Annotated in this window: 22 protein-coding genes; 9 read left to right on the top strand and 13 right to left on the bottom strand. The window is 66.3% G+C overall.

The features are described from left to right. Position 1: 1 nt before the first annotated feature. Together F1640_RS16695 and F1640_RS16690 are read right to left on the bottom strand one after the other, a co-directional pair. Positions 2 to 436 (bottom strand): hotdog fold thioesterase, encoded by a 435-nt coding sequence (locus F1640_RS16695; RefSeq protein ID WP_124807960.1) that lies wholly within the window; start codon positions 434 to 436, stop codon positions 2 to 4. Then, positions 433 to 1644, bottom strand: coding sequence for a M20 family metallopeptidase (locus tag F1640_RS16690; protein WP_125955036.1), 1212 nt, complete (start codon positions 1642 to 1644; stop codon positions 433 to 435). Before F1640_RS16690 ends, F1640_RS16695 begins: the two co-directional genes overlap by 4 nt. Before the next feature lie 183 nt (positions 1645 to 1827). Between F1640_RS16690 and F1640_RS16685 the strand changes: the two genes are divergently transcribed. Continuing rightward, positions 1828 to 3075: an acetyl-CoA C-acetyltransferase gene (locus tag F1640_RS16685; protein WP_124807962.1), complete on the top strand. Its 1248-nt coding sequence runs from the start codon at positions 1828 to 1830 to the stop codon at positions 3073 to 3075. Positions 3076 to 3195: 120 nt separating this feature from the next. On the opposite strand, the gene F1640_RS16680 is transcribed toward F1640_RS16685, so the two are convergent. Further along, positions 3196 to 4533 carry a M28 family peptidase gene (locus F1640_RS16680; RefSeq protein ID WP_194920205.1) on the bottom strand — a complete coding sequence of 446 codons (1338 nt, stop codon included), beginning with the start codon at positions 4531 to 4533 and terminating at the stop codon, positions 3196 to 3198. A 135-nt stretch (positions 4534 to 4668) separates the two neighbouring features. Between F1640_RS16680 and ettA the strand changes: the two genes are divergently transcribed. Further along, on the top strand, positions 4669 to 6342 hold the full coding sequence (gene ettA, locus F1640_RS16675) for an energy-dependent translational throttle protein EttA (RefSeq protein ID WP_194920203.1): 1674 nt from the start codon (positions 4669 to 4671) through the stop codon (positions 6340 to 6342). A 193-nt stretch (positions 6343 to 6535) separates the two neighbouring features. Further along, a complete protein-coding gene (locus F1640_RS16670; protein WP_194920201.1) occupies positions 6536 to 7588 on the top strand; it encodes an RcnB family protein in 1053 nt (350 codons plus the stop codon). A 158-nt stretch (positions 7589 to 7746) separates the two neighbouring features. Here the strand turns inward: F1640_RS16670 and F1640_RS16665 are convergent, their stop codons facing one another. After that, positions 7747 to 8109, bottom strand: coding sequence for a winged helix DNA-binding protein (locus F1640_RS16665; protein ID WP_124807966.1), 363 nt, complete (start codon positions 8107 to 8109; stop codon positions 7747 to 7749). Positions 8110 to 9103: 994 nt separating this feature from the next. Between F1640_RS16665 and F1640_RS16660 the strand changes: the two genes are divergently transcribed. Continuing rightward, positions 9104 to 11014 (top strand): DUF885 family protein, encoded by a 1911-nt coding sequence (locus tag F1640_RS16660; protein ID WP_255530395.1) that lies wholly within the window; start codon positions 9104 to 9106, stop codon positions 11012 to 11014. A gap of 35 nt (positions 11015 to 11049) precedes the next feature. On the opposite strand, the gene F1640_RS16655 is transcribed toward F1640_RS16660, so the two are convergent. Next, entirely contained in the window at positions 11050 to 12675 is a 1626-nt protein-coding gene (locus tag F1640_RS16655; RefSeq protein ID WP_125955030.1) for a lysine--tRNA ligase, read from the bottom strand. Positions 12676 to 12845: 170 nt separating this feature from the next. Next, entirely contained in the window at positions 12846 to 13673 is an 828-nt protein-coding gene (locus tag F1640_RS16650; RefSeq protein WP_124807970.1) for a flagellin, read from the bottom strand. Positions 13674 to 13940: 267 nt separating this feature from the next. Here F1640_RS16650 and F1640_RS16645 point away from each other — a divergent pair, with 267 nt between their 5' ends. After that, on the top strand, positions 13941 to 16733 hold the full coding sequence (locus F1640_RS16645) for an ATP-dependent DNA helicase (RefSeq protein WP_194920199.1): 2793 nt from the start codon (positions 13941 to 13943) through the stop codon (positions 16731 to 16733). After that, complete coding sequence (locus F1640_RS16640; RefSeq protein WP_124807972.1) at positions 16730 to 17275, top strand: histidine phosphatase family protein; 546 nt, start codon at positions 16730 to 16732, stop codon at positions 17273 to 17275. Before F1640_RS16645 ends, F1640_RS16640 begins: the two co-directional genes overlap by 4 nt. On the opposite strand, the gene F1640_RS16635 is transcribed toward F1640_RS16640, so the two are convergent. From F1640_RS16635 to rpmF, 5 genes are all read right to left on the bottom strand, one after another. Continuing rightward, complete coding sequence (locus F1640_RS16635; protein WP_194920197.1) at positions 17272 to 17712, bottom strand: MerR family transcriptional regulator; 441 nt, start codon at positions 17710 to 17712, stop codon at positions 17272 to 17274. The genes F1640_RS16640 and F1640_RS16635 overlap by 4 nt on opposite strands. Then, positions 17709 to 18008 (bottom strand): integration host factor subunit alpha, encoded by a 300-nt coding sequence (locus F1640_RS16630; RefSeq protein WP_124807974.1) that lies wholly within the window; start codon positions 18006 to 18008, stop codon positions 17709 to 17711. The genes F1640_RS16635 and F1640_RS16630 overlap by 4 nt, the downstream gene beginning before the upstream one ends. 108 nt (positions 18009 to 18116) lie before the next feature. After that, positions 18117 to 19091 carry a beta-ketoacyl-ACP synthase III gene (locus F1640_RS16625; protein WP_190287121.1) on the bottom strand — a complete coding sequence of 325 codons (975 nt, stop codon included), beginning with the start codon at positions 19089 to 19091 and terminating at the stop codon, positions 18117 to 18119. After that, positions 19091 to 20173: a phosphate acyltransferase PlsX gene (gene plsX, locus F1640_RS16620; RefSeq protein WP_124807976.1), complete on the bottom strand. Its 1083-nt coding sequence runs from the start codon at positions 20171 to 20173 to the stop codon at positions 19091 to 19093. Before plsX ends, F1640_RS16625 begins: the two co-directional genes overlap by 1 nt. Before the next feature lie 27 nt (positions 20174 to 20200). Continuing rightward, positions 20201 to 20380 carry a 50S ribosomal protein L32 gene (rpmF, locus tag F1640_RS16615; protein ID WP_124807977.1) on the bottom strand — a complete coding sequence of 60 codons (180 nt, stop codon included), beginning with the start codon at positions 20378 to 20380 and terminating at the stop codon, positions 20201 to 20203. Between the two features lie 214 nt (positions 20381 to 20594). Here rpmF and F1640_RS16610 point away from each other — a divergent pair, with 214 nt between their 5' ends. Beyond that, a complete protein-coding gene (locus F1640_RS16610) occupies positions 20595 to 20984 on the top strand; it encodes an MAPEG family protein (protein WP_124807978.1) in 390 nt (129 codons plus the stop codon). Between the two features lie 44 nt (positions 20985 to 21028). On the opposite strand, the gene F1640_RS16605 is transcribed toward F1640_RS16610, so the two are convergent. Both F1640_RS16605 and F1640_RS16600 read right to left on the bottom strand, forming a co-directional pair. Further along, complete coding sequence (locus F1640_RS16605; RefSeq protein WP_194920196.1) at positions 21029 to 21697, bottom strand: MBL fold metallo-hydrolase; 669 nt, start codon at positions 21695 to 21697, stop codon at positions 21029 to 21031. 70 nt (positions 21698 to 21767) lie between these two features. Next, positions 21768 to 22445 (bottom strand): S24 family peptidase, encoded by a 678-nt coding sequence (locus F1640_RS16600; RefSeq protein ID WP_194920194.1) that lies wholly within the window; start codon positions 22443 to 22445, stop codon positions 21768 to 21770. Between the two features lie 95 nt (positions 22446 to 22540). Here F1640_RS16600 and F1640_RS16595 point away from each other — a divergent pair, with 95 nt between their 5' ends. Beyond that, complete coding sequence (locus tag F1640_RS16595) at positions 22541 to 22744, top strand: hypothetical protein (RefSeq protein ID WP_194920192.1); 204 nt, start codon at positions 22541 to 22543, stop codon at positions 22742 to 22744. Further along, on the top strand, positions 22728 to 23108 hold the full coding sequence (locus F1640_RS16590; RefSeq protein WP_255530394.1) for a hypothetical protein: 381 nt from the start codon (positions 22728 to 22730) through the stop codon (positions 23106 to 23108). The genes F1640_RS16595 and F1640_RS16590 overlap by 17 nt, the downstream gene beginning before the upstream one ends. Positions 23109 to 23190: the final 82 nt, after the last annotated feature.

Raw genomic sequence — 23190 nt, 5'->3', positions numbered from 1 at the left:
GTTACTTCCGGTCGAGCGGAATGATCGCCACGGTCAGGCGTGAAACGCACACCAGCCGGCCTTCCCCGTCCTCGATGCGAATCGACCAGACGTGCGTGGTGCGGCCCAGCGCCTCCGGCCGGGCTGTCGCATAGACCCATCCATCGCGGACGGGACGAACGTGGTTGGCGTTGATCTCCATCCCGACCCCGACAAACTTGTCCGGATCGACGGTCATCGCCGCCGCCATCGAGCCGACTGTTTCCGCCAGTGCCACCGAAGCTCCGCCATGCAGCCGCCCGAACGGCTGGTGCGTGCGTTCGTCCACCGGCATTCGCGCCCGGATCCAGTCCGGCCCGCAATCGTCGAACTCGATACCCAGCAGCGCGGGCATGGCCTTCGTGCCCATGCGCGTCAGCCGCTCGAGCGAGGGCATCTCCCCATTCCACCAGATCATGCGAAACCTTCCGCCAGAAACGCCTCGGCACATCCCGCCAGCAATGCCGTTCCCAATGGAAGGACAGCCTCATCCACAACCATCCGCGTCGAATGGATGCCGCAGGCGTGCCGCCAGTCGGTCCCCTCGTGCGCAACGCCCAGGAAGAACATCGCGCCCGGTACCTTTTCCAGCACGTAGGAGAAATCCTCCGCCCCCATGATCGGGTCGGTCAGGCGGTGGAACGCATCCGGCCCGCGCAATTGCCGCGCCACCTTTTCGCCAAGATCGACCGCGCGAGCATCGCAGACTGTGACCGGGAAACCGGGCGTGAGCGTCACGTCTGCCGTCATACCGTGCGCCGCGGCGATATGCGTTGCCAGCGTGCGCAATCCCTCGCGCAGAGCCTCGCGGTTGGTGGGCGAGAGCGTGCGCAGCGTGCCCCCCAACGTCGCGGTATCGGCAATCACGTTGTGCGCCGTGCCGGCTTCCACTTTGGCCACGGTGGCGACGACGGGATCGGCGACCGGGAATTTGCGCGTGACCATGGCCTGCAGCGCGGTCACGATCTCGCAGGCAACCGGCACGGGATCGAGCGTGTAATGCGGCATGGAGGCGTGGCCGCCGCTGCCCCGAACCACGATCTCGAACTGGTCGGCCGAGGCCATCAGCGGGCCGGCACGCCCGGCAACAAGGCCATGCGGGCTGTTGGGCATGATATGCAGCGCGAACGCCGCCTCGGGCAGCGGGCGATCATCACCGCCCAGCAGACCGTCTTCGAGCATGAAGCGCGCGCCGTGCCAGCCTTCCTCGCCCGGCTGGAACATGAAGCGGACCTCGCCCGCCCAGCTTTCCCGACGTGCCGCCAGCAGCTCGACGGCGCCGGCGAGCATCGCGGTATGCGTATCGTGCCCGCAGGCGTGCATCGCGCCGGGAATGGTCGAGGCATAGGGTAGCCCGGTTTCCTCGGGCATCGGCAGGGCATCCATGTCGCCCCGCAGCAGCACGGTGCGCCCTTCCCCCGCGCCGCCCTTCAACGTGGCGACAAGGCCGGTGGTGGACGGCCCTTCCCGCCATTCGAGCGGCAGATGGGCCAGCGCGGCGCGCACCTTGTCGCGCGTCTTCGGCGTCTGCAGACCCAGTTCCGGTTCGGCGTGAATCGCGCGGCGCAAGGAGACGATCCGTTCGGACAGTCCACGCGCCTGATCGAGCAGTTGGTCGGTGAGCATGACGGACATCATAGGCACGCCGCCGAAACGGTGTCGAGAGGGGCGGATGCGGATGCCGCATGGTTGCGCCCGGCGAATTGGACTTGCAGAGACCGCTCACGCGTATTAATCGATCGATTAAATACTTCATCCAGCGCGCCGCCGGACACCGTTGCCCGGCACCGCCACAGGGAGAGACTGACCATGGCCGAAGCCTACATCATCGACGCCGTCCGCACGCCGCGCGGCGTGGGCAAGCCCGGCAAGGGCGCGCTTTCGCACCTGCATCCGCAGCACCTCGCCGCCACCGTGCTGAAGGCGATCAAGGACCGCAACCACCTCGACACCTCCACCGTGGACGACATCATCTGGTCCACCTCGTCGCAGGTCGGCAAGCAGGGTGGCGACCTTGGCCGCATGTCGGCGCTGGCCGCCGGCTATGACATCACCGCCAGCGGCACCACGCTCGACCGGTTCTGCGGCGGTGGCATTACCTCGGTGAACCTCGCCTGTGCCTCGGTCATGTCGGGCATGGAAGACTGCGTGATCGCCGGCGGCACCGAAATGATGAGCTTCACCGCCGCCCACGGCGCGGAACAGGCCAATGCCGGCATCAAGCCGCTGGGCATGGGTTCGGGCAATGCGGCGCTCGACGCCATCCACCCGCAATCGCACCAGGGCGTTTGCGGCGATGCGATTGCCTCGATCGAGGGCATCAGCCGCGAAGCGCTCGATGCTCTCGCGCTCGTCAGCCAGCAGCGTGCGGACGTGGCGATCAAGGAAGGCCGCTTCGCCAAATCCGTGGTGCCGGTCTATAACGAGGACGGCTCGGTCGCGCTCGATCGCGAGGAGTTCCCCCGCCCCGAAACGACCGCCGAGGGCCTCGCCGCGCTTAAGCCCAGCTTCGCCGGGCTGGCCGATTTCGACCTTGGCGGAACCACCTTCCGCAAGCAGATCAACCGCCGCTATCCCGACGTGGAAATCCAGCATTTCCACCATGCTGGCAACTCCTCGGGCGTGGTCGATGGCGCCGCCGCCATCCTCGTCACGTCGAAGGATTATGCCGACAAGCACGGGCTGAAGCCGCGCGCGCGCATCGTCGCTTACGCCAACCAGGGTGACGACCCCACGCTTATGCTCAACGCCCCGGTTCCGGCGGCGAAGAAGGTGCTCGCCAAGGCCGGGCTGACCAAGGACGACATCGACGTCTGGGAAATCAACGAAGCCTTCGCGGTGGTCGCCGAAAAGTTCATCCGCGATCTCGACCTCGACCGGTCGAAGGTGAACCCCAACGGCGGCGCGATGGCGCTGGGCCACCCGATCGGCGCCACGGGCTCGATCCTGATCGGCACCGCGCTCGACGAACTGGAGCGCACCGGCGGCCGCTATGGTCTCGTCACCATGTGCGCCGCCGGCGGCATGGCGCCCGCGATCATCATCGAACGGATCTGATACAGTACACCGTCGCCCCCGCGAAAGCGGGGGCCTCAGGCCTTTACAGGGGAACAAGGCACCGCCCGACCTCACGAGATCCCCGCTTTCGCGGGGATGACGCGCTTTACATGCCGCGCGTCATTCGACCAGCTGGATCGGCTCCGCCGCGTTGGCCACGACCTTGAGCACCGCCGTCCACGCCGCCACGTTCTGCGCCAGCGCCTGCGGATCGACCTTGTCGAGCGTATCGTCGGGCGTGTGGTGCAGGTCGAAATAATGCGTGCCGTCCTGGTTGAGATCGACCACGGCCAGCTTCTGCCTGGCGATCACGAAGCCCACGTCGGTTCCGCCCTCCACCTCGCCATGGCCGGCGACGATGCCCATCGGCGCAAGTGCGACGGCGATGCGATCGCCCAGCGCCTTGTTGCCCGCGGCGAACTTCGTGATCACGCGCCACACCCGATCCGCGCCAAAATCGCTTTCCATCGCCAGCGCGTGCGGTTCCCCATGCTTGTCCGCATAGGCCTTGCCGCCGAAGCCGCCCAGTTCCTCGCTCCCCGCCCACAGCACGCGGATCGTGCGCAAGGGCTTGCCCCCTTCCTGCGCCTTCAGCGCGGCGGCCGTCACGATCGCGCAGCCGGCGGCATCGTCGATGGCCCCGGTGCCGAGATCCCAGCTATCGAGATGGCAGCCGACCAGGATCGGCGGCAGCGATGGATCGCTGCCCGGCAGTTCGCCGATCACGTTGCCGGACGGCAGGTTGTCTGCCGTCTTGCCGGTTAGCGTGAGCGCGATGCGCACCGCCTTGCCGCCGGCCACCGTGCGCGCGATCAGATCGGCATCGGGATTCGAAACCGCCCCGGCCGGGATCGGCTTCACGCCGTCGGGCCAGTTGGTGGCGCCGGTATGCGGGTTGCGATGGCTGTCGGTGCCGATCGAGCGGATCACCACGCCGATCGCGCCCTTGCGCGCGGCGATGGCCGGACCCTGCCGCCGGGCATTGCCATAGGGGCCGTAGCCGCTGCCATCCTGCGCCGCGCGCATGGCGTGGTCGATGTAGGCGATCTTGCCGGCGAGCGAACCGTCCGGCGCGGCCTTCAGCGCGTCCAGTGTGGGGAAATAGACGAGTTCGCCCTCGATCCCGGCATCCGGGGTGGTGCCGCTATAGCCCAGCGCGGTCACGGCCAGATTTTGCGGCACCGGCGCGACCAGCCGCGCGCGATCCACGCCGCGCACATAGCCGCGGATGGGAAACGGCTCGACCGCGACATTGCGGAAGCCCAGCGCCTTCAGCTTTTCCGACGCCCATACCCGTGCCCGGGCCTCTGCCTCGCTGCCAGCAAGGCGCGGGCCGACATCGGTGGTCAGCCCCGCCACGATGTTCCACGCGACATCGTCCTTCGGCGGTTCCGCCTGCGCGGCAACGAGGGGAACGAAGGCGGCGGAGAGCGCGAGCGCGCGGAGCTTGTTTCGCATGAAACCTCTCCTATCTTTGGGGTGCTCTCCTGCCAACACCCTATCCGCCAAAACGCCCGCTTGCCCGGCCCTTCCCGCTTGGCTAGAGGCCGCATCAAGTGCCGAGTTCGCACGCCATTCCACCAAGGAACGATCATGGCCGCCCAATACGCCTACGTCATGAAGGACATGACGAAGACCTTCCCCGGCGCACAGAAGCCGGTGCTGAACAATATCAACCTGCAGTTCTATCAGGGCGCCAAGATCGGCATCGTCGGCCCGAACGGCGCCGGTAAATCGACCCTGATCAAGATCATGGCCGGGATCGACAAGGACTTCACCGGCGAAGCATGGCCGGGCGAGAACATCACCGTCGGCTATCTCGAGCAGGAGCCGCAGCTCGACGAGAGCAAGACCGTGCTCGAAAACGTCAAGGACGGTGCGCGCGCGACGGCGGACATGGTCGAGCGCTTCAACCAGATCGGCATGGAAATGGCCGAGGAAGACGCCGACTTCGACGCGTTGGGCGCGGAGATGGCCGAGCTTCAGGACAAGATCGACGCGGTCGATGGCTGGACGCTCGACAACCAGCTCGAGATCGCCATGGAAGCGCTGCGCTGCCCTCCCGGCGACTGGTCGGTGGCAAGCCTTTCGGGCGGTGAAAAGCGCCGCATCGCGCTGACCCGCCTGCTGATCCAGAAGCCTTCGATCCTGCTGCTCGACGAACCGACCAACCACCTTGACGCCGAATCCGTCGAATGGCTGGAAAACCACCTCAAGGACTATGCTGGCGCGGTGCTGATGATCACCCACGACCGCTACTTCCTTGACAACGTGGTGGGCTGGATTCTCGAACTCGACCGCGGAAAGTACTTCCCCTACGAGGGCAACTACTCGACCTACCTCGAAACCAAGGCCAAGCGCATGGCCCAGGAAGAGCGCGAGGAAAGCGGCAAGCAGAAGGCCTTGCAGCGCGAACTCGAGTGGATCCGCCAGACCCCGGCCGCGCGCCAGACCAAGTCCAAGGCGCGTATCCGCAAGTTCGAGGAACTGCAGAACGCGCAGGACAACCGTCCGGTCGGCAAGGCCCAGATCGTGATCCAGGTGCCCGAGCGCCTTGGCGGCAAGGTGATCGAGGTGAAGAACATCTCGAAGGCCTATGGCGACAAGCTGCTGTTCGAAGACCTGTCGTTCATGCTGCCGCCCGGCGGCATCGTCGGCGTGATCGGGCCGAACGGCGCGGGCAAATCCACGCTGTTCAAGATCCTGACCGGCAAGGAAACGCCAGACACCGGTTCGGTGGAAATCGGTTCGACCGTCCACCTCGGCTATGTCGACCAGAGCCGCGACGACCTGAACCCGGCCAACAACGTGTGGCAGGAAATCTCGGACGGCCTCGATTACATGAAGGTCAACGGGCAGGACATGTCGACGCGCGCCTACGTCGGCGCGTTCAACTTCAAGGGTCCGGACCAGCAGAAGAACGTCGGCAAGCTTTCGGGCGGTGAGCGCAACCGCGTGCACATGGCCAAGATGCTAAAGGCCGGCGGCAACGTGCTGCTGCTCGACGAACCAACCAACGACCTCGACGTGGAAACGCTGGCGGCGCTGGAAGACGCGATCGAGAACTTCGCCGGCTGCGCCGTGGTCATCAGCCACGACCGCTTCTTCCTCGACCGTCTGGCCACGCACATCCTCGCGTTCGAGGGCAACAGCCATGTCGAATGGTTCGAAGGCAACTTCGCGGCTTACGAGGAAGACAAGCGCCGTCGCCTGGGCGACGCGGCCGACCGGCCCACCGCGCTGGCCTACAAGAAACTGACACGCTGATTTCCATCGGCGGAGCCTGAAACACGGTGCGGGGCGGGAGCACGGTTCCCGCCCCGTTTCGCTGTGCCGTTTCGGGAAAGCTGAACGAATGCCCTTGCAAGCGGTTCAGCGGCGCGACAGCGCGACTCCGGTAACACTGTGTCACATGACGTCACGGGATGGGCCGTGACCACAGGTGCATCGGAGAGCGGCCATGGCCGGGATCACATTCTTCAGGAACAGCCTGCTGGCGGCGGCCGCGCTCGCCTCGACGGTGGCCGCGCTTCCCACGGCCGCTTTCGCCCAGCAGGGCGACTGGCGCGGCGCGGGGCGCGAGGCGCGCGGGACTGAGCCCGGTCCGGGCCGCGGTGGCAACCGGGGTGGCGGCTGGAACGGAGGGGGCAATGGTGGCGGCGGCGGTGGAGGCGGCTGGAATCGCCCCGCTCCACAACAGGCCCAACCGCAGCCCCAGCCCCAGCCCCAGCCGCAACGCAACTGGGGTGGCGGCAATCCGGGCGGCTGGAACCAGAATCGTCCTCAATCGCAACCCTCCATGCCCCAGCAGCAGGCGCCACGCGCGCCCCGCTCCTGGCAGGGAGGCGGCGATGGTGGTGTCCGTCCGGCGCCGCAGGACCGCGGTGATCGCTGGCAAGGAGGTGGCTGGCAGGGGGGTGGCTGGCAGGGAGGCCGCAATGGCGACTGGCAGCGCGGCAATCCGAACCCGCGCCCGGACGGTCGCCGGCCCGATGGCCCGCGTCCCGACAATACCCGCCCCGGGCCGACCTATCGCGATGGCGTGGGCGTCCATTATGGCAACGGCCAGTGGCGGAACGACAATCGCGGATACGATCGCGGGCGGGACAATCGCTGGCGTGGCAACGATGGTTGGCGCGGCAACGACGGCTGGCGCTCGGGTGAAAGCTGGCGGGGGGACCGCGGACGCTGGAACAATGGCGGTGGCTGGAACAGCGACTGGCGGCGTGACCGGCGCTACGATTGGCGCGGCTATCGTGCCGAAAACCGCAGCATCTTCCGGTCCCGGCCCTACTATGCGCCCTATCGCGGGTATTCGTACAGCCGCCTCAGGGTAGGCTTCTTCCTGGATAGCGTGTTCTTCGGCAACCAGTACTGGATCAACGATCCGTGGTCCTATCGTCTGCCGGACGTGTACGGCCCCTATCGCTGGGTTCGCTACTACAACGACGTCCTGCTGGTAGATGTCTATTCCGGCGAGGTCGTGGACGTGATCTACGATTTCTTCTGGTAACGCCCAGATACTTCTGGTGACATCCAGACCGGAAACCGCCGGTTCTAAAGACGCGACGACCCGCCGGTGGCCCGTTCCAACCGGCGGGTCGAACGCTTCAGGAACGCGCCAGCGACGGCTCGCAGCGACCGTCGGGAATCACCACGGTCCGCCGCTTCTCAGCTGATCGGCCCGATCGCGCGCAACACGCGCCGCATCACGGCATGGCCTTCATCGGTCAGGCGCACGAAGCGGCGGCGCGCATCTCCCCGGTCAGCCTTGCGGTAAAGCAGGCCTTCCTTTTCCAGTCGGGCAATCCACCGCAGGATGGTGGTGGAAGGGACACCGGCCTCGATGCACACGCTGGAAACCTGGATTTCCATGCCGCGTTTGCTGGCGATGTACAGGTCCAGAAGTATATCCCACGCCGGCTCGCCGAAAATCCGCCTTGGCCCCAGGGCGGAATCGCGCTTACGGCGCAAGTTATACAGGGCTTGAGCGAGCCGATAAGCTTCGGCCTCAGTATCGATCAGGGCTTCCAATGGAATACGACCTCCCTATATCAAAAGTAGGTCATCCCAAATTAGCGAAAGAAGAACATAGAATTCCTTGCCCGCTATTAGGCATAGCATTCCAATTCGACCCTTCCGCAAAGTTAGGACTTCGATTCCTACTTCCCGGTATTTATTTAACGACTTCTTCCTACGCCAATATTCACAGTATTTGCCCTGACTGGCAACGGCTCTCCACCGGATCGGATCAAAACCGCATTAACCTTAAATCGCCCCTGAACGCGGGGTGTGACATCCGTCACAAGGCGCCCACGCCTCTTGCTCCCCGTCCCGCCTTGGGTCATGAAAGCGGCGCCCATGATCTCCCTGTCTCGCAAGTCCCGTCCGCATCCGGACGCCGCCCTTCTCAAGCGTATCGGCCAGACCGTTCGCGCCCGTCTGGATGCCGATCCCGCGGCCTATCGCCTTCCGGTTGAAGGCCTTGAAATATATGGAGTTTCCAACTTCCTTTCCGAAGCGGAATGCCAGCGGCTGATCGCGACCATTGACGACGTCGCGCGCCCATCGCTTACCTACGATGGCAACCGCAGCGGGGGCCGCACCAGCTACTCCGGCGACGTCGATCCGTGGGACCCGTTCACCCTGATGTTGCAGCGCAGAATCGATGACCTGGTGGGGCTCGACCCCGACACCGGAGAGACGATTCAGGGGCAGCGTTACACCCCCGGACAGGAATTTTGTCCCCATTTTGACCATTTTAATCCGGACCAGCCGTTCTGGGATCGGGAGATGGGGCGTGGGGGTCAGCGAAGCTGGACCGCCATGGCCTATCTCAACGCCGTCGAGGAAGGCGGCTCGACCGATTTTCCAAAGGTCGACCTGTCGATTCCCCCCAACGCGGCGCGTTGCTGGTGTGGAACAACATGGCCGTGGATGGCACTCCCAACCCCAACAGCCTTCATGCCGGCCGGCCGGTGCTCAAAGGCACCAAGTACGTCCTCACCAAGTGGTACCGGACACGCGCATGGGGCTGATCCGGGGGGCGGGCACGGCAAACCCGATGGTTTCGGCAAGCGGGGCTGCAAGCTGGCGCCTGCTTCGCGGCACCGCATTGGTCCTTGCCCTGGGGTTGACGGCAGCGGCAAGCGCCCCGCAGACCTCCTCACTGGCAGATCGGCCCGTCCCGCAAGCCACCGCGAAGGCCGGCTTCGTCCGGCAAAGCGAAGCAGCCCTGGCGCTCGACCGGTTGTTCATGGACGACAGCCGGGCGGAACAGGCGCTCGACCCGCTCGGTGCGCTGGAACAGGGCGAACAGATTCCGCTCGATCGCTTCCTGCTGCTGTTCACGCCGGAACTCGTCCATCGCCTGCGCGAAACCAACGATGCCACGCTGGCCAGGCTGGACAGGATCGATCGCAATCAGCTCGATGACGCGCACCGCATTTCCTACGACGTGTTCCGCGATGCCAAGCTCCAGGAACGCGATGCGCTGGCTCCGCAGGTGGAGGCGCTCACCGCGGTTCGACCGTTCAACCACTTCGGCGGCTTTCACGTCGAGTTTCCAGGCCTTGCTTCGTCCGAAACGCCTGTCCCGCTAGAAACGCCCGCCGATTTCGACGCGCTTCTGGCGCGTGACCGGGCGCTGCCGCAGGTCTTCGACCATGCGATCGCCCGGTTCCGCGAAGGCATGGCGGGCGGCGCGATCGAATCCCGCCTGACCGTGCGCAACATGATCGCGCAGATCGATACGATCCTGGCGCAGCCGGTCCAGCGATCCCCGTTCTATTCGCCCGTCGCGCAGTATCCCGCGCGATACGGCACCGGCGCCAAACGGCGCATCGCCGCCGCCTTCCGGCAGACAATCAGTCAATCGGTGTACCCCGCTTATCACAAACTTCGGGCTTTCCTTGCGGAGGAATACTATCCCGTCGCGCGCGAGGATGCCGGATTGTGGGCGATGAAGGGCGGAGACAGGCTCTATCGGCTGCTCATCCGCAATCACACGACCCTGCCGCTCGATCCCGATGCGGTGCACGATCTGGGCCTTGGTGAAGTGGCGCGCATCCAGCGCGAGATGGAAGGGGTGAAGACGGAACTGGGCTATGCCGGTCCGCTCAAGGCGTTCTTCGACGAATTGCGGGTGAACCCCCGATACCATCCGCGGACCGACGCGCAGCTTGCCGAGGGCTTTCGCGCCGTGGGCCGCAAAGTCGAAGCGCAGGCGCCGCGCTATTTCCTGCACCTGCCGCGCACGCCGCTGCTGATCCAGCCCTACCCCGCCTATCGCGCGCGCTACGAAGCCGGCGGCAGCTATAGCCAGGGCGCGCCGGACGGCAGCCGGCCGGGCGTGTTCTTCTACAACACCTACGACCTCAAAAGCCGCTTCCTGACGGGCATCACCACGCTTTACCTCCACGAAGGCGCGCCGGGGCATCATTTCCAGATCAGCCTGGCCCAGGAGAACGCCAGCCTGCCCGATTTCCAGCGTTTCGGGGGCAATACCGCCTATGTAGAAGGCTGGGCGCTCTATGCCGAGACGCTGGGTTACGAAATGGGGTTCTACAAGGACCCGATGCAGCACTGGGGCACGCTGGACGACGAGATGCTGCGCGCCATGCGGCTGGTGGTGGACACCGGCATCCACGCCAAGCGGTGGACGCGCGAACAGGCGATCGACTACATGCTGGCCAATTCGGGCATGGGTCGCAGCGATGCGACCGCCGAGGTCGAACGCTACATCGCCAATCCGGGGCAGGCGCTATCCTACAAAATCGGCGCGCTCACCATCCAGCGCCTGCGCCGCAAGGCCGAAGCGGAACTCGGCCCGCGCTTCGACATTCGCGCGTTTCACGATCAGGTGCTGGGCAGCGGCGCGCTGCCCATGCCGGTTCTGGAAGCGAAGGTCGACCGCTGGATCGCGGGGCAGCGGGGATAGTCGAGAGGGCGGCGCGTCGGCTCCAAAGTGCGCGCTCAGCCTTCCAGCGCCTCGGCAATCAGCTTGCGCGTGTTCTCGATGCCATAGAGCGCGATGAAGCTGCCCATGCGCGGCCCCTGGCTGGAGCCGAGCAGCGTCTCGTAAAGCGCCTTGAACCAGTCGCGCAGGCTCTCGAAGCCGTAATGCGGGTCCTTGCCGATCTCGTAGACGATGTTCTGCAGTTCCTCGGCCGTGGTGTCGGCGCTGGCGGCGGCAAGTTCCTCGTCCAGCGCGGTCAGCGCCGCGATCTCGCCGTTCTCCGGCTTGCGCCGCTGCAACGTGGGCGCGATGAAATCGCGGTTGTAGGCGAGCGCGCAGGTCACCAGCGTATCGAGCGCGGGATGCGCAGCGGGATCGGCATCCTCCACATAGTTGGCAAGATAGGACCAGACCTGTTCGCGCGTCGCACCCGCGCCGAGCACGCCCACCAGATTGAGCAGCAGGCCATAAGTGACCGGCAGCTTCTCGCCCGCCCCGGCGGCATCGCCGTTGGCGCGCAGCAGGTGCCACACCGGGTTGCCCAGTTGCTGTTCGATCGGCTGCGCGGGCAGCTTCTCGCGGAACTGCCAGTATTCGTCCACCGCGCGCGGGATGATGCCAACGTGCAGAGACTTCGCGCTCTTTGGCTCGCGGAACAGGTAGAAGCCCAGGCTTTCCTCGCTGCCGTAGTCAAGCCACTGCTCGATCGTCAGCCCGTTGCCCTTGGACTTGGAGATCTTCTCCCCCTTCTCGTCGAGGAAGAGTTCGTAGATCAGTCCTTCGGGACGGCGCCCACCCAGCACTTGCGCGATCCGGCCCGACTGCGTGACGCTGTCGGTCAGGTCCTTGCCGCACATCTCGTAATCGACGCCGAGCGCCACCCAGCGCATCGCCCAGTCGACCTTCCATTGCAGCTTGGAGCGCCCGCCCAAGATCGACTGTTCGACCATCTCGCCGGTCACGTCCTCGAACCGGATCACGCCCGCTTCCGCATCGACCACGTCAACCGGCACCTGCAGCACCTGATGATTGGTCGGCGAAACCGGCAGGACCGGCGAATAGGTCTTGCGCCGTTCCTCACGCAGCGTGGGCAGCATGATGCCCATGATCGCGTCGTAATGGCGCAGCACGTTCTTCAGCGCATCGTCGAAACCGCCGGCATTGTAGCGGTCGCTGGCCGAGACGAATTCGTAGTCGAAGCCGAAGCGGTCCAGAAACGCGCGCAGCATCGCGTTGTTGTGGTGCGCGAAGCTTTCGTGCGTGGCGAACGGATCGGGGATGCGCGACAGCGGGTGTCCGATATAGGCGGCCAGAAGCCCCTTGTTGGGCACGTTGTCGGGCACCTTGCGCAGCCCGTCCATGTCGTCGGAAAAGGCGACGAGGCGCGTGGGATGGCCGCCCGTGAGCGCTTCATAGGCGCGGCGGACCAGCGTGGTGCGCAGCACTTCCTGGAACGTGCCGATGTGCGGCAGGCCCGAGGGGCCATAGCCCGTCTCGAACAGCACGGGCGCCAGATTTCCGGCGGCATCGCGTTTGCCGCCCGGATATCGCTTCACGATCTTGCGGGCTTCCTCGAACGGCCAGGCCTTGGAGACCTGCGCGGCTTCGAGCACGGACGGCGGACGGGTTTCGGTGTCGGTCATAGCGGGCGTCCTTTCGCCCGCCTGCCCCGCTTGCGCAAGGAAAAGCTGGCGCCGCTGACGACGTGGCACGATCATGCGAAGGGCACCGCGCCGCGCAACCCAAAAAGGAACGGCCGCCCCGCCAGGGTGCGGGGCGGCCGCGCTGCGGCGCGAGACGCGGGGGAGAGCCTTTAGCGCAGCAGCGTCAGGACGGTCTGCTGGGCCTGGTTGGCCTGTGCGATCATGGCGGTCGATGCCTGGCTGAGGATCTGCGACTTCGCCAGCGCCGTGGTTTCGGCCGAATAATCGGTGTCTTGAATCCGCGAACGCGCTTCCGACAAATTGGTCACGTTGCTGGTGAGGTTGTTCACCACCGATTCCAGCCGGTTCTGACCCGCGCCCAGCGAGGCGCGCGTCGCGCTGACATCCGAAAGCGCGGCTTCCACGTTGCTCATCGTGGTCACGGCCTTGGCCGCCGTGGTGACGTCGAGCGCCGCCGCGGCCAGGTTCGTGCCGTCGATGGCCGTGCTGGTCAGCGTCACGGTATCGCCGCTGTTGGCCCCCGCCTGGATGTCGATCGACACGTCGGTGCCGGCCGTGGTGCTGAACAGCGCGTTGCCGTTGAACTTGACCGTGCTGAAGACGCTGCCGATCTGCTCGGTCAGCGCGGTCACTTCGGTCTGCATGTAAACGCGGTCGGTGGTGTCCTGATAGGTGCCCGAAGCCGACTGGTTCGCCAGTTCACGGATGCGCTGGAGCATGTTGGTCACTTCGCCCAGCGCGCCTTCGGCGGTCTGCGCCAGCGAGATGCCATCGTTGGCGTTGCGGATGCCCTGGCTCATGCCCTTGATCTGCGAGGTCATGGACGTGGTGATGGCAAGGCCGGCCGCGTCATCCTTGGCGCTGTTGATGCGCATGCCGGTGGACAGGCGCTCCATCGAAAGGCCCAGGGTCTTGGTCGCGCTGTTGGATGCGTTCGCCGCGCGTATCGCGTTGATGTTCGTATTGATAACGGTCATGACAAGTACCTCCACTCTGTCTGCCGGAACGATCCGGCGCGGACCTGCTGGTCCCGGGGCAAAGACCGGTGTGGAAGCGGGGGGTTTCAGGGCATCCGTGTCAGTACGTAGACCGCGGGCAAAGATCGCTTCAGCATGATCTCTGCCAATCATATGATTGTTTTAGCTTGATAATCCCCAATCTTCGCCGTTTCAGGCAGCGGCGCATCGGGAAACGCGACAGGCCATGGCTTGCCCCGCGTTCCAGTTCCGTTCTATGCGCAACGCATGGCCGCCCTCACCCTTCCCGCGCTCCATGCCAGCCATGGCGGCTGCTGGCTGCGCGATGCCGCGCTGACGGGCAGCCCGTCCACGCGCACGGTGGGCAAGGGCGATGCGATCATGGCCGCGGCGGATACGCCGCTGCTGCTGCTCAACGCCCCGCTGGTGGTAAGCCGGCTGGGCTATCCGGACCTGTCCGGGCTGGACCTGCTCGAACTCTATGCCTTCGTTCACCCGGCGCGATTCGTGGTGCCCACGCCCAAGGGGCTCGCCCACGCCCTGAACCTTGCCGAACCCGCCAGCGACGATGCCGTGCCGCTGCTGTTGCAGGAAGCGGCGGAGGCCCTGCTGGCGGCGTGCGAAAGCCCGGACTGGGCCGAGCGCGAAGGCGCCTGGACGGCGCTGCAATCGCTGGTGCGGATGCGCTGGCCCTGGGCAACGCTGCTCGCTCCCCGCATCCGGCGGCCCGAACGCGCCGAACGCTGGCTGTTCACGCGCCTGCCCGAATGGGAAGAAACGGCCGAACGCCCGCAGCCGGCGCAGGTAACGCTGTCCGGGGAGGACGTGGAACAGCGGTTGGCCGTGCTAACCGGGCGCGACGCCGAAGCGCGCCCCGCCCAGCGCGCCTATGCGCGCGAGGCCGCCGGGATGTTCGCGCCGCGCCCGTCGCGCGGCACCGGTGCGGGCCAGCCGCACATGCTGCTGGCGCAAGCCGGGACCGGCACCGGCAAGACCTTCGGCTATCTCGCCCCCGCCTCGCTATGGGCGGAGAAATCGGGCGGCACCGTGTGGGTTTCGACGTATACCAAGGCCCTGCAACGGCAATTGCGGCGCGAAAGCCGGCGCGCGTTCCCGGCTGAGCGCCATGGCAAGGCGCCGGTGGTGGTGCGCAAGGGACGCGAGAACTACCTGTGCCTGCTGAACCTGGAAGACGCGCTGCAGGGCGGCTTCGCCGGGCGCGCGGCGATCCTGGCGCAACTTGTCGCGCGCTGGGCCGCCTATAGCCAGGACGGCGACATGATCGGCGGGGACCTGCCCGGCTGGCTGGGCACGCTGTTCCGCAAGCGCGGGATCAGCGCGCTGACCGACCAGCGTGGCGAATGCGTCTATGCCGGCTGCCCGCACTACCGCAAATGCTTCATCGAGCGCGCGGTGCGCGCCTCCGCCGATGCCGAACTGGTGATCGCCAACCACGCGCTGGTCATGGTCAACGCCGCGCGGGGCCGCGATGCCGCCCAGCGCCCCACGCGGATCGTGTTCGACGAAGGGCACCATGTGTTCGAAGCCGCGGATTCGACGTTCTCCGCCGCACTCACCGGTGCGGAGACGATCGAGCTGCGCCGCTGGGTGATCGGCCCCGAAGGCAAATCGCGCGGGCGGCGGCGCGGGCTTTCCGCGCGGCTGGCCGACGTGGCGAGCTATGACGAGGAAGGCGCGCGGGCGATTGCGCAGGCGCGCGAGGCGGCGGAGGCGCTGCCCTCCGACGGATGGCTGGCGCGGCTGCAGGAAAACGCGCCGATCGGCCCGCTCGAAGCCCTGCTCGCCGCGACGCGCGCGGTGGTCCATGCCCGCGATGAAAGCGGCGGGCAGGAAGCCGGCTATGGCCTGGAAACCGAAATCGCGCAGATGGATGGCGCCTTCATCGAGGTTGCCGGCCGCGCGCAGGAAGCACTCGAGGCGCTGCGGCAGCCCCTCGCCCGGCTGGCGTTGCGGCTGGAAGCGATCGTGGAGGACGGCCCCGACTGGCTCGACGGGCCGGCGCGCGCACGGATCGAGGGCGCGCGCGGCGCCATCGGCTGGCGGACCGATCTGGTCGCCGGGTGGATCGCCCTGCTCAGCCGCCTCGGCGGCCCCGCTAATCCCGATTTCGTCGACTGGCTGGCGGTGGAACGCTCCGACGGGCGCGAGTGGGACATCGGCCTCTATCGCCACTATCTCGATCCGATGAAGCCGTTCGCCAACACCGTGCTGGCGCCCGCGCACGGGGTGATGATGACCAGCGCGACCTTGCGCGACCGGGCCGGTGGCGGTCGGGGGGATTCACCCGACAACGGCGACTGGGACAGCGCGATCCGCCGCAGCGGCGCGCCCTGGCTCGACATGACCCCGCGCCTGTTCTCGGCGGAAAGCCCGTTCGATTATGCCAGCCAGGCCGAAGTGCTGATCGTGACCGACGTGCCCAAGGGGGATATTCCCGCGCTGGCCGGCGCCTATGCCCGGCTGATAGAGGCATCGGGCGGTGGCGCGCTGGGCCTGTTCACGGCGGTCCGGCGGCTGCGCGCGGTATATGGCCGTATCGCCGACCGCCTCGCCCGCGCCGGGCTGCCGCTCTATGCCCAGCATGTCGATCCGATCGATACGGGCACGCTGGTCGACATCTTCCGCGACGATCCACGCGCCTCGCTGCTGGGCACCGACGCGCTGCGCGACGGGGTGGACGTGCCGGGTCATTCGCTGCGGCTGGTGATGATGGAACAGGTGCCCTGGCCCAAGCCGTCCATCCTTCACCGCGCGCGCCGTCTGGCCGGCGGGGGGCAGGCATATGACGACCGCATCATCCGTGCGCGGCTGGCGCAGGCCTTCGGGCGGCTGATCCGTTCGGCCGACGACAGGGGCTTTTTCGTGGTGCTGTCCTCCGCCTTCCCGTCGCGCCTGCTGGGCGCCTTTCCGCCCGGCACGCCCGTTCGCCGCGTCACGCTCGATGTGGCTTTACAAAGCGTGGCGGGCGGTGTTTCTGGAGCTTCGGCAACCATCGCCAACGCCGGCGCCAGCGCCGGATCTGCCGGGGATTTTTCGTGAAGACGCTTGCGCTTTTCCGTCACGCCAAATCAGACTGGTCCGACGCGCGCGCGCGCGATTTCGACCGGCCATTGAACGATCGCGGCATCAAGGGCGCGCAAGTGATGGGGCGCTTCATCCGCGATGGCGGCTGGCGCTTCGACCGGCTGCTGGCGTCGCCCGCCGTGCGCGTGGCCGAAACGATCGAGCAGGCGAGCACGGCGTGGGGCCACGGCTTTCCGGTGGAATGGGACCGGCGCATCTACCTGGCCAGTTCGGCCACGCTGATGGACCTGCTGCGCGAAGTGGAAGGCGATCCCGCCAGCATCCTGATGGTAGGGCACAATCCCAGCCTGGAAGACCTGATCTTCGATCTGGTGCCCGACGACGGCAGCAGCCCGTTGCGCGACGTGGTGGAACAGAAGTTCCCCACCGCGACCTTCGCTGTGCTGGAACTGGATATCGACCGCTGGTCGGACATTGACGAAAACTGCGCGCGGCTGGTGGCGCTTACCCGCCCGCGCGATCTCGACCCCGCGCTGGGACCGGTCTTGATCGACTAAACGGCTTCGGCTTCCGCGAGCGCGCCGGCAAGCCCATCGCGCACCGCTTCCAGACGGCCGTACAGCACGCGCAGAGCCGAAAGGACATCCTCTGCCCGCGCAAGCTCATCGCTGCTGGCCGGCGCCGGATCGGACACGAACGGAACCGCGACAGGCCGCGATCCACGCGCCTTGCCCCCGAGCGCCTGCCGCGCCCCGCGGATGGTATAGCCTTCGCGGTGCAGCAAACGGTCGATCTCGGAAACGAGCGCCACATCCTCCGCGCGGTAATATCGCCGCCCACCAGCCCGCGTCAGCGGGCGCAGCATGGGAAACTGTTCTTCCCAGTACCGCAGGACATGGGGCCGTATGCCCAGCCCCCTGGCCACCTCACCGATGGTGCGGAGCGCGCCAGGATCCTTGCCGTCCTGGAAAACAGAGACGCCCCGGCCGCTCATCCACCGGCGCAGATGCGATCCTTGAGCATCTGGCTGGCACGGAAGGTCAGCACCCGGCGCGGCGTGATCGGCACTTCGATACCGGTCTTGGGATTGCGCCCGATCCGTTCGGTCTTGTCGCGCAGCAGGAAAGTCCCGAAGCCTGAAATCTTGACGTTCTCGCCCGTGGCCAGCGCGTCGCTCATGTGCGTCAGGATCGATTCCACCATGTCCAGCGAATCCGCGCGCGACAATCCGACGCGCCGGTTGATGCTTTCCGCCAGATCAGCCCGGGTCAAAGTGCCTATCGATCGCATCCGTTTGGTTCCCCCAATGCAAACCCCTCCGTCACACCATAATGCAAAACGTCTGCATGGCAATGCAATGCCTTGGGGTTGAAGGGAATTCGGATGAAATCTCCGCGATCAGACGCGCGCGAGGCAGGCACCCCAGGTGAAACCGCCGCCCATTGCCTCCAGCATCACAAGGTCGCCAGGCTTGATCCTGCCATCGCGCGCCGCCGTGTCATAGGCGAGCGGCACCGAGGCGGCGCTGGTATTGGCATGGCGATCCACCGTGACCACGACCTTTTCCGCCGGCAGCCCCAGCTTGCGCGCGGTCGCGTCGAGAATACGGAAATTCGCCTGGTGCGGCACCACCCAGTCGATGTCGGACGGCGCGTAACCCGATGCCGCCAGTACCTCTTCCAGCACCGAAGCAAGATTGACGACGGCATGGCGGAACACCTCGCGCCCCTTCATCCGCACCTTGCCGACCGTGCCGGTGGTCGACGGGCCGCCATCCACATAGAGCAACTGGTTGTGCTGGCCATCGGCGTGAAGCCGCGAGGCAATGATCCCAGGCGCCTGCCGGTCATCATCGGCCACCGTGCGCGCTTCCAGCACCAGCGCGCCGGCGCCATCGCCGAACAGGACGCAGGTGGTGCGGTCTTCCCAATCAAGGATGCGCGTGAAGGTTTCGGCGCCGATCACCAGCGCGCACTTAGCCATCCCCGTGCGGATCATGCTGTCGGCCGTGGCCATCGCGTAGAGAAAGCCCGAACAGACCGCCGCCACGTCGAACGCGATGCCGCCGTTGCAGCCCAGGTTGTGCTGGACGATCGTGGCCGTGGCGGGAAACGTCTGGTCCGGCGTTGCCGTGGCGAGCACGATCAGGTCGACGCGCGAGGCATCGACGCCGGCCGCTTCCAGCGCACGACGGGCGGCATCGGTCGCCAGGCTCGATGTGGTTTCGCCTTCCCCGGCGATGTAGCGGTTGCGAATGCCCGTGCGCTCGACGATCCATTCGTCGGTCGTATCGACCATCTTTGCCAGTTCGGCGTTGGAGACCGACCGTTGCGGCAGCGCCGAACCGCTGCCCGTAATCACCGATCGAATCATCACGCCGCCGTCTCGTCTTGCGCGGCGGCGGTCTTGCGGCGGCTGGAGGAACGGATGGTTTCAGCACCGACGCTGGCAAGGTCGGCCGCGATACGCTCGGTCAGATTTTCCTCCAGCAACCGAGCGGTGACCGCCACGGCATTGGCCACGCCCAGCGCCGAAGCGCCGCCATGGCTTTTCACGACAATCCCGTTGAGGCCCAGGAACACGGCCCCGTTGTGGTTGTTCGGGTCAAGATGATGCTTGAGCAGCTCTGTGGCCGGGCGGGAGATCAGGAAGCCCACCTTGGACCGCAGCGAACTGGCAAAGCTGCGCTTGAGCAGGTCCGCCACGAAGCGGGCCGCGCCTTCCACCGCCTTGAGCGCGATGTTGCCCGAGAAGCCGTCGGTCACGACCACATCCACGTCCCCGCGCGAAAGCTTGTCCGCCTCGGTATAGCCATCGAACGACATCGCGAGGCTGGCGTTGGCTTCCTTGAGCTGCTGCGCGGCGGCCTGGAGTTCCTCTGTGCCCTTGGTCTCTTCCGTGCCGATATTGAGCAGGCGCACGCGCGGCGCCGGCAGGCCGGTGACGATGCGCGAATAGGCCGCGCCCATGATCGCGAACTGGACTAGATTGCGCGCGTCGCATTCGGTGTTCGCGCCAAGATCAAGCATGACGAGATCGTGCTCGCCCATCGTGGGCAGCAGCGCCGCAAGCGCGGGCCGGTCGATTCCCGGCATGGTGCGCAGCGAAAGCTTGGCCATCGCCATAAGCGCGCCGGTGTTGCCCGCGCTGACGGCGGCGCCGGCATCGCCGCGCTTCACGGCGTCGATAGCGAGCCCCATCGACGTCGTCTTCGCGCGGCGGAGTGCCTGAGTCGGCTTCTCATCGCCCGAGACGACATCGGGCGCATGGAGGATTTCCGTCGCCGCGCGCAGATTGGGGTGGTTTTCGAGAGCCTGCTTGATGCGTTCTTCGTCCCCGACCAACAGGAACTTGAAGCGATCATGGCGACGACGGGCCAGCGCCGCGCCTTCGACCATCACGCGCACGCCCTCATCGCCGCCCATCGCATCAACAGCGATACGCGGCAGGCTCATTGTGCGAATACCCCCCAATTGATGGGATCAGAGCCCGACGGCGATGACTTCGCGGCCGTTGTAGTGACCGCAGGCGTTGCACAGCATGTGCGGACGCTTCAGTTCACCACAGTTCGAGCATTCGTGGAATGCTTCCGCCTTCAGCGCATCGTGGCTGCGGCGCATGCCGCGACGGGACGGCGAGGTCTTTCTTTTGGGGACGGCCATTTCGGCACCTGTTCCTGATCTTGCGAAACTGTTTGTTACGGGCGCGATAGGGAAAACAAGCCTTCCGCACAACCCCTGCGCGCGTATGCGGCGGAACGGCAAGTTGGGAGTCGCCCCTATCGCGGGCGAAGGCGCGCCTATACGGAATTTCTCGTGCTTTGCAAGCGCAACAGGGCTAGCAATCGTGCGGACAACAAGGGGAGTGGACGAGAGGATGATCCTGCCTGTCACATTGAGCACGGCCGCCGCCGCCGCGCTGCTGAATATCTGGCTTACCATTCGGGTCGGCATGGTGCGCCGCGCCACCGGCATCAGCGTGGGCGACGGTGGCAACGAAGCGTTGATCCGCCGGATGCGCGCACAACTGAACTTCATTGAAAACGCACCGGTGGTGCTGGTGATGGTGGGCGGGATCGAGCTGGCGCGCGCCGGCAACCCCTTCCTGCTGGGCGCCGCCGCGATCTTTATCCTGGGCCGCGTGGCGCACGGCATCGGCATGGACGGCGGCCCGCTGGGCTTCCTGCGCGGTGTGGGCACGCTGACCACGATGCTGACGCAACTATGCCTTGCCGTCTGGGCCGTTTCGATCGTGCTGGACGCCTGATCGATTACGGGCCGGCCGCGCGCGTAGCCCGGCCGGCCCATTGCTTATCCCAGCACGTAATCGCTGACGTAGGAATTGGTCTGGCGCTCGCGCGCGAACGTGCTGGTCGGCCCGTGACCGGGCACGAACGTGACGTCGGAGCCGAGCGGCCACAGCTTTTGCGTGATCGAATCGATCAGATCCTGATGGTTGCCCATCGGGAAATCGGTGCGGCCAATCGAGCCCTGGAACAGCACGTCGCCCACGATCGCGAACCGCGAGGGCGCGTGATAGAACACGACGTGGCCGGGGGTGTGGCCGGGGCAATGGATCACGTCCAGCTCCAGTTCGCCGATCGTGACCTTTTCGCCATCCTGCAACCAGCGGTCCGGCTCGAACGGCTCTCCGGGGATGCCCCAGCGCTTGCCGTCCTCGTCCAGGCGCGAAATCCAGAAGCGGTCCGCCTCGTGCGGCCCCTCGATCGGCACGCCCAGGTCTTTTGCGAGAATGCCGGTCACGCCGCAGTGATCGATGTGGCCATGGGTGACGAGCAATTTCTCGATAGTAACGCCCGCCTTGGCGATCGCCGCCTTCAAGCGCTCAGGATCACCGCCGGCATCGATGAACGCGGCCTTCATGGTGCGGGTACACCACACCAGCGTGCAGTTCTGTTCCAGCGGCGTGACGGGGATGATGGCCACCTTCATCGGCGGCTGCGCGGCGGTTTCGGTCATGCAAAGGGAAATGGCGGGTCGCGTGGCGCTTGGCAAGGGACGAGCCATCCACCGTGCCATAATCGGCGCGCTACAGGCGCCCGCCCTTCCACACCACGCGTCCAACCACGTCGACCTCACCCATCGCGCGTTCGCTGGCCGGATAGGCCGGGTTGTCGCTGATCACACGCATCGTGCCGGCCGGGCCGGGTTCGAGGCGCTTGACCAGCAACATGTCGTCAAGGCGGATGACGTGGATACCGGCACGCAACGCGCGCGGCGTGCGATCGACGAGAATCTCGTCCCCGTCGCGCAAGGTCGGCTCCATCGAATCGCCTTCCACCGCGATCACCGACAGCGCGACGGGATCGAGCCCCTGGGCCTTGAGCCAACGGGCCGAGAAGCGCAGTTGGCCCGATGGCGCTTCGTCCCGCGCCAGCGCTCCGGGACCGGCCGAGGCCCCCAGCGGCAGGCGCGGAATATCCGCCCAATCGACCAGCGCGCGGGCGACGCCGCCCACCGCGACCGCGCTTCCCGAAGCCGCATGGGCCGGCGCGCCGAGCTCGCTTTCCGACACGCCGAAGAAATTGGCGAGAACGCGGCGGTCGTCCTCCTCCAGCTTGCGCGGACTGCCCTTGCGCACGAACTGCTGGAGATAGGCCGGATTGCGCCCCAGCAGGCCCGAGAGCGCCGAAAGGCTAACGCCGCGCCCGCCGGCAAGCTCCAGCAGACGCGCCCGTGCACGGGCCTGAAGATCGGTTCCGGTCATGTGCCCACCATTGTCGAAGGATTTTTCCTAGACTTGTAGGATTTGTCCGTCAACATAAGAAAAATCCTAAATGGATTCGCGAGGGAGATTGCACCGTGCTCATCCGCAAGATCGAAAAATTCCTGCTCCGCACCGGGATGCCGGTGACCCGGTTCGGCCGCATGGCCGCGCACGACCCCCGCCTGGTCATGGACATGCGCAACGGACGCGAGCCCCGCCCCGAAATGATCTCCCGCGTAGAACATTTCATGAACAACTACAAGCCGGAGGCCTTCGCGAGCGATGCCCATGCTGGTTGATCATGCCCTGTTTCGGGACGCGCCGCGCGCCTCTCGCCCGGCCCGCCACCACCGCACCGCCGGCGAGCGGCTATGGCACGCCCTCAGCGCCCTGGCGGGCGCACGCGCCATCCTCGTCAGCCAACGCGAAACGCCGTGGGCCAGCGTGACCTTTTCCGGCGCGCGCCACAGCTTCACGCTGCGCTTCGACGAAACCGTGGCGATCGAGGACGGCGAACACCTGATCGCAGTGCTGCCCGATCACCCGTTTCACATCCCCGGCCATCTGGTGGCCGACGCCAGCGTGGCGCGGGCAGACCACACCCTGCTGCCCGCCCCGCGGCTGGAGCTGGACATCGACATCCTGTTGCTGGAAGCATCGTGAAACCGATCGGAGCCTGAACGCTCAAGGGGCCGCGCCCGGGTAAACCCCGGTGCGCGGCCATTCCTCTCCACAAACCGTCAGA

Source organism: Novosphingobium sp. NBM11 (assembly GCF_015390225.1).
Lineage (GTDB): Bacteria > Pseudomonadota > Alphaproteobacteria > Sphingomonadales > Sphingomonadaceae > Novosphingobium.
This window is presented reverse-complemented; position numbering and strand designations above follow the sequence as displayed.